The organism is Sneathiella sp. (assembly GCF_029233945.1).
Taxonomy (GTDB): Bacteria; Pseudomonadota; Alphaproteobacteria; order Sneathiellales; family Sneathiellaceae; genus Sneathiella.
In genome coordinates this window covers 1-5,137 of sequence record NZ_JARGOQ010000102.1, presented here as the reverse complement: position 1 = coordinate 5,137, position 5,137 = coordinate 1, and the positions used below count along the sequence as shown (strand labels likewise).

4 protein-coding genes are annotated in these 5,137 nt (G+C 54.5%); 1 reads left to right on the top strand and 3 read right to left on the bottom strand.

Features of this window, described 5'->3' with window-relative positions:
- Nucleotides 1-43 precede the first annotated feature (43 nt).
- The 3 genes from P1U71_RS17715 to tpiA form a co-directional block, all read right to left on the bottom strand.
- Nucleotides 44-1,675 (bottom strand): CTP synthase, encoded by a 1,632-nt coding sequence (locus P1U71_RS17715; protein WP_301107003.1) that lies wholly within the window; start codon nucleotides 1,673-1,675, stop codon nucleotides 44-46.
- An 89-nt stretch (nucleotides 1,676-1,764) separates the two neighbouring features.
- Complete coding sequence (gene secG / locus P1U71_RS17710) at nucleotides 1,765-2,097, bottom strand: preprotein translocase subunit SecG (protein ID WP_301107002.1); 333 nt, start codon at nucleotides 2,095-2,097, stop codon at nucleotides 1,765-1,767.
- 110 nt (nucleotides 2,098-2,207) lie between these two features.
- Nucleotides 2,208-2,966, bottom strand: coding sequence for a triose-phosphate isomerase (tpiA, locus tag P1U71_RS17705; protein ID WP_301107001.1), 759 nt, complete (start codon nucleotides 2,964-2,966; stop codon nucleotides 2,208-2,210).
- Nucleotides 2,967-3,185: 219 nt separating this feature from the next.
- Here tpiA and P1U71_RS17700 point away from each other — a divergent pair, with 219 nt between their 5' ends.
- Nucleotides 3,186-5,060, top strand: coding sequence for a SurA N-terminal domain-containing protein (locus tag P1U71_RS17700; protein ID WP_301107000.1), 1,875 nt, complete (start codon nucleotides 3,186-3,188; stop codon nucleotides 5,058-5,060).
- The last annotated feature ends 77 nt before the right edge of the window (nucleotides 5,061-5,137 follow it).

The following is a 5,137-nucleotide window of genomic DNA, read 5'->3' as shown; positions in this document are numbered from 1 at the left end:
ACCGTAATGTCGCCAATCTGGACGTGATGATTTTCAGTCATGTCTATACCAATCGTGATTTCTTGACCGCCGCCTCGATAAAGCTTTCAAAGAGCGGATGCGGTGCAAAGGGCTTCGATTTTAACTCAGGATGGAACTGAACGCCAATAAACCAGGGATGATCCGAAATTTCGACAATTTCCGGCAGTTCCCCATCCGGGGAAAGGCCTGAGAATTTATAGCCGACCTTCTCCAGCACCTCCTTATAGGCGATGTTCACTTCATAACGATGACGATGACGTTCATCGACATGGGATGTCCCGTATATTTCGCTTACCTTGGTTCCCGGGACAAGATCGCACGGATAGGAACCGAGACGCATAGTGCCGCCAAGATCGCTGTCCTCACTCCGGACTTCCGTCATATTGCCGCGGGTCCATTCAGTCATCAGTCCGACGACATTAGGATCATACTCGCCGAATTCGGACGTGCCCGCATTCGGCAGACCCGCAAGGCTGCGACATCCTTCAATAACCGCCATCTGCATGCCAAAGCAAATCCCGAAATAGGGAATTTTCTGTGTCCGCGCATATTGAACGGCCTTGATCTTGCCTTCCGCGCCGCGCTCCCCGAACCCGCCGGGAACGAGAATGGCATCCGCGTCACCAAGTAGACTTGCCGGGGAGACATTATCCGCCTCAAACTGCTCTGATTCCAGCCAGTTGATCTTGACCCGCACCCGGTTTGCGATTCCGCCATGGATAAGCGATTCCGTCAGGGATTTATAGGCGTCCTGAAGCTCAATATATTTCCCGACAACCGTTACATTCACCTCGCCTTCGGGATGCAGCACCCGATCGACAATATTCTCCCATTTGGAAAGATCCGGCTTCGATGCGTCCGTAATCCCGAAGGCTTTCAGGACCTGCTCGTCAAAGCCTTCCTTATGGTAGCTGAGCGGCACTTCATAGATGGTGCGTACGTCCAGCGCCTGAATGACCGCGTCTTCCGACACATTACAGAAAAGCCCAATTTTGCGGCGCTGACCCGCTGGGATCGGCTGCTCGCTCCGGCAGAGCAGGATATCGGGCTGGATACCGATGGAGCGAAGCTCCTTTACCGAATGCTGTGTCGGCTTGGTTTTAAGCTCTCCCGCCGCCGCAATATAAGGCACCAGCGTCAAATGAATGAAGACGGCATTATTGCCAAGCTCATAGCCGAGCTGGCGGATGGCTTCAAGAAAAGGCAACCCCTCAATATCGCCAACGGTGCCGCCGATTTCGACAAGGACGAAATCCTCATCGTCCAGATTAGCCGTGGCAAATTCCTTGATCGCGTTGGTGATATGCGGAATAACCTGCACCGTCCCGCCAAGATAATCACCGCGCCGCTCTTTTCGGATCACTGTCTGGTAGATTCGCCCCGTCGTGACATTATCCGTCTGCTTGGAGGGAACGCCGGTAAAACGCTCGTAATGCCCGAGGTCGAGGTCAGTCTCCGCCCCGTCATCCGTCACATAGCATTCGCCGTGTTCGTAAGGGTTCATCGTGCCGGGATCGACGTTGATATAGGGATCCAGTTTCCGGAGGCGGACCTTATAGCCGCGCGCCTGCAGGAGGGAGGCCAAAGCCGCCCCGGCGAGACCTTTGCCAAGCGAGGAAACCACACCACCGGTAATGAAAATAAACCGAGCCATGGAGTTACGTTATAACCAATTCTGTAATCAACGGAAAGTAAAAGAGGCGGCAATTACGCCGCCTCGGAAATATTTTTTGGAAGACCCGATTATTCCGAGACCGGAGCCGACGGCTCCGCCGGTTTTTCAGGCACTGCCGGCACGCCGCTTTCCGGCGCGCCTGTCGTCGTCGCGGGGGTATCCAGGATAGACGTCGGCTCGGAATGCGTACCGCTAATGATTGCGAGCAGAACGCTCGTCAGCATAAAGGCCCCCGCCAGCCCTGCTGTCGTGCGGGTAAGTAGGTTCGCCGCACCGCGGCTTGACATTGCGCCACCGCCGCCGCCAATACCAAGCGCACCCCCTTCGGAGCGTTGCAGCAGCACAACCACAATCAGAAAGACCGCGATCATAACATGAATGACCAGAAGGACAGTTTCCATTCTCTTCAATTCCAGTATTGAAGGCGACCATCGCCGCCCCGTTATTCAACAATTGCAGGGCTTCTACACCAAAGTTCATTGGATTGCTAGTAACTTTCCCGCCCTTTTTCTCAAATTGATGTGGCGACAATCGGCCAGAAATCAACGGCCTTCAGACTGGCCCCGCCGACCAGCGCGCCATCCACATTCTCAACCGCCATCAGCTCCTCGGCATTGCTGCCCTTGACCGATCCGCCATAAAGAATGCGCATCTTGTCCGAATCATCCAAAAGTGAACCCAGTTCTTTACGAATATGGGCATGAACCGCGGCGACATCATCCGGTGTCGACGTCTTTCCCGTCCCAATTGCCCAGACCGGCTCATAGGCGATTACAGTGTTCGCCGCCGTTGCTCCCGAGGGAAGCGAGTTTTTGACCTGATCACTGATCACCTCAAGGGTTTTGTCTGCTTCGCGCTCGGCCAGTGTCTCTCCGACACAGACAATAGCAATCAATCCGCCCCGATGCGCGGCTTCGGCCTTCGCCTTCACGGTGGCATTCGACTCGTCATGATCGGCCCGCCGCTCCGAATGGCCAACGATGCAATAGCTGGCGCCTGCATCCTTCAGCATTTCTGCCGAAATATCCCCGGTATGCGCCCCGCTTTCATTGCCATGGCAATCCTGACCGCCTATTTCGACCGCGCTATCACTTGTTACTGCTGCCATCTCACGCACAAGAGTTGCTGGTGGGCAGATCAGGATATCGCAATTTGGCGCGGAATGGTTTTTAGCCTCGGCCACCAATGCTTTTAATTCAGTCGCGGCAGCCGCCGCGAGGCCATTCATCTTCCAGTTCCCGGCAATCAGCGGGCGTCGTTGATTTGACATCTATTCCCCTCAAAATCTTCGCATAAATTAGGACAGATATTGTAAATTCAGGTTCATATGCCATTTTTTAAGCGAGAAAGATACCGCTTTGCAAATTTCCATGTTGCCCCGCCCTGCCCTGTACCTATAATCTGGCGCGCTTAAACCGGGCGGCATTTGGATTGGCCGGCGAATTTTAAACTAACAGGTTACTGGTAGACAATTACTATGCTTCACGCGATGCGAAAAGGAGCCAGCGGATGGCTCGCAAAAGGTTTGTTGCTTCTTCTGGTCGCGAGTTTCGGCGTCTGGGGAATTGGCGGTGACATGCTGAGCAGTTCCGTCGGCAGCAATGTAATCGAGGTGGGCGATACCTCTGTCTCCCTGGGTGAATTCCAGCGCGACTACCAGCGGAACCTCAATATCCTCTCGGCGCGCTTCAACACGCAGCTGACCCAGGAGCAGGCGCAGCAGTTCGGCCTGGCCCAGATGACGGTAAACCAGATTGCCTCCCGCGCACTGATCAATGAAAAGACACGATCACTGGGGCTCAGCGCCGATGACGATGCCGTGCGTAAAATGATACAAAGCCAACCCTCCTTCCAGAACCAGTTTCAGCAGTTCGACCGTTTTATGTTCGAGCAGTTTCTCGCACGAAACGGTTACAGCGAGGGTGAATATATCGAGATTGTCCGCAACGACATCACCGGGAACCAGCTTTTCGGCACCCTGTCGCAGGGCGTGACCAAGGCACCGTCGGTGCTTGTCGATACATTCTATGCCTATCTCGCGGAAAAGCGGACGGCCAGATATATCGATACTCTCGACAGCAGCATCGGTTTCGCCCCGGCCCCGACGGATGAGGAACTGGAAGAATTGATCGATGAAAATCCGGACGACTACTCAGCGCCTGAATATCGCAAAGTGAGCTATATCCTGCTGACGCCCGAGACGCTCGCCGCCGGGACGGATATTTCCGACGAGGACCTTAAAGCCGAGTACGAAGCGCGAAAAAGCGAGTTCGATACGCCTGAAACACGCGCCGTCGTCCAGATGATCTTCAAGAATGAGGATAAGGCCGCCGCCGCCTACAAGAAAATTACCGAAGGCACCGATTTTGCGGAAGTCGCCATGTCCGATCTGCAGCTAACGCCGGCGGACATTGACCTCGGCATGATGTCGAAAACCGACCTCTTGCCCGAGTTACAGGAATCGGTCTTCGACCTTCAAAAAGGTGGCGTAACGGAGCCGGTCAAAACCGTGCTTGGCTGGCATGTCGCCAAGGTCGAGGATATTGTCCCCGGCGAGGAACGCGATTTTGATGCCGTCAAGGATCAGCTTAAAGCAGATATCCTGCAGAACAGGGCACAGGAGTTGCTCTACGCCGAGGCGACCAAACTTGAAGACGAGTTTGCGGGTGGCGCAAAACTGCAAGAAGCCGCTGCAACCCTCGACCTTCCCGTCGTGACAACGAACTGGATCGATGCAAGCGGCAGCGACAAAACAGGCAATGCCGTCACCGACCTGCCGACGGCCACCGGTTTCTTAAGTGAGGCCTTCGCCCGGCAGGTTGGCGATGACGCAGAGGTGAGCGAAACTGCCGATGGCGGTTATTACGCCGTCGTTGTTGACGAGATCGAGACTGCTGCCGTCAAGCCATTGGCCGATGTGAAAGAACAAGTGACACAGGATTGGCAAGCCAACTGGCGCCATGAAGAGGCCCGCAAAAAAGCTGAGGAGCTTCTGGCAAAACTCAACACCGGAGAGAGCCTTGAGACAATCGCGACAGATCTAGGGCTGACAGTCCAGACATCAACTGCTGTCTTACGAAGCGGTTCTGCGGAAGAACTCTCCCCAGTAGCCCGCGATGGCTTGTTCGATCTGGAGCCTGGTGCATATGGCGTTAATGTCAATCAGGCAGGCAACGGCACCCTGCTCTATGGTATCGCCGATATTATCCCGGCGGACCCGGCCACGGATAAGGATGCCTTCACACAAATGTCCGACCAGATCGCGGCCAGCATGCGTACCGGAATCCTTGCGGAATATGAAAATTATCTTCAAAAAGATATCGGCATCTCCGTCAAGGAAGATCTGATCAAGGAATATTTCTAGACATATGTCCATTCAGCCCAGCTTTGCCGATTTCAAAAAGAAACATGAAACCGGCCAGTCGCAGATCCTGTGGACGA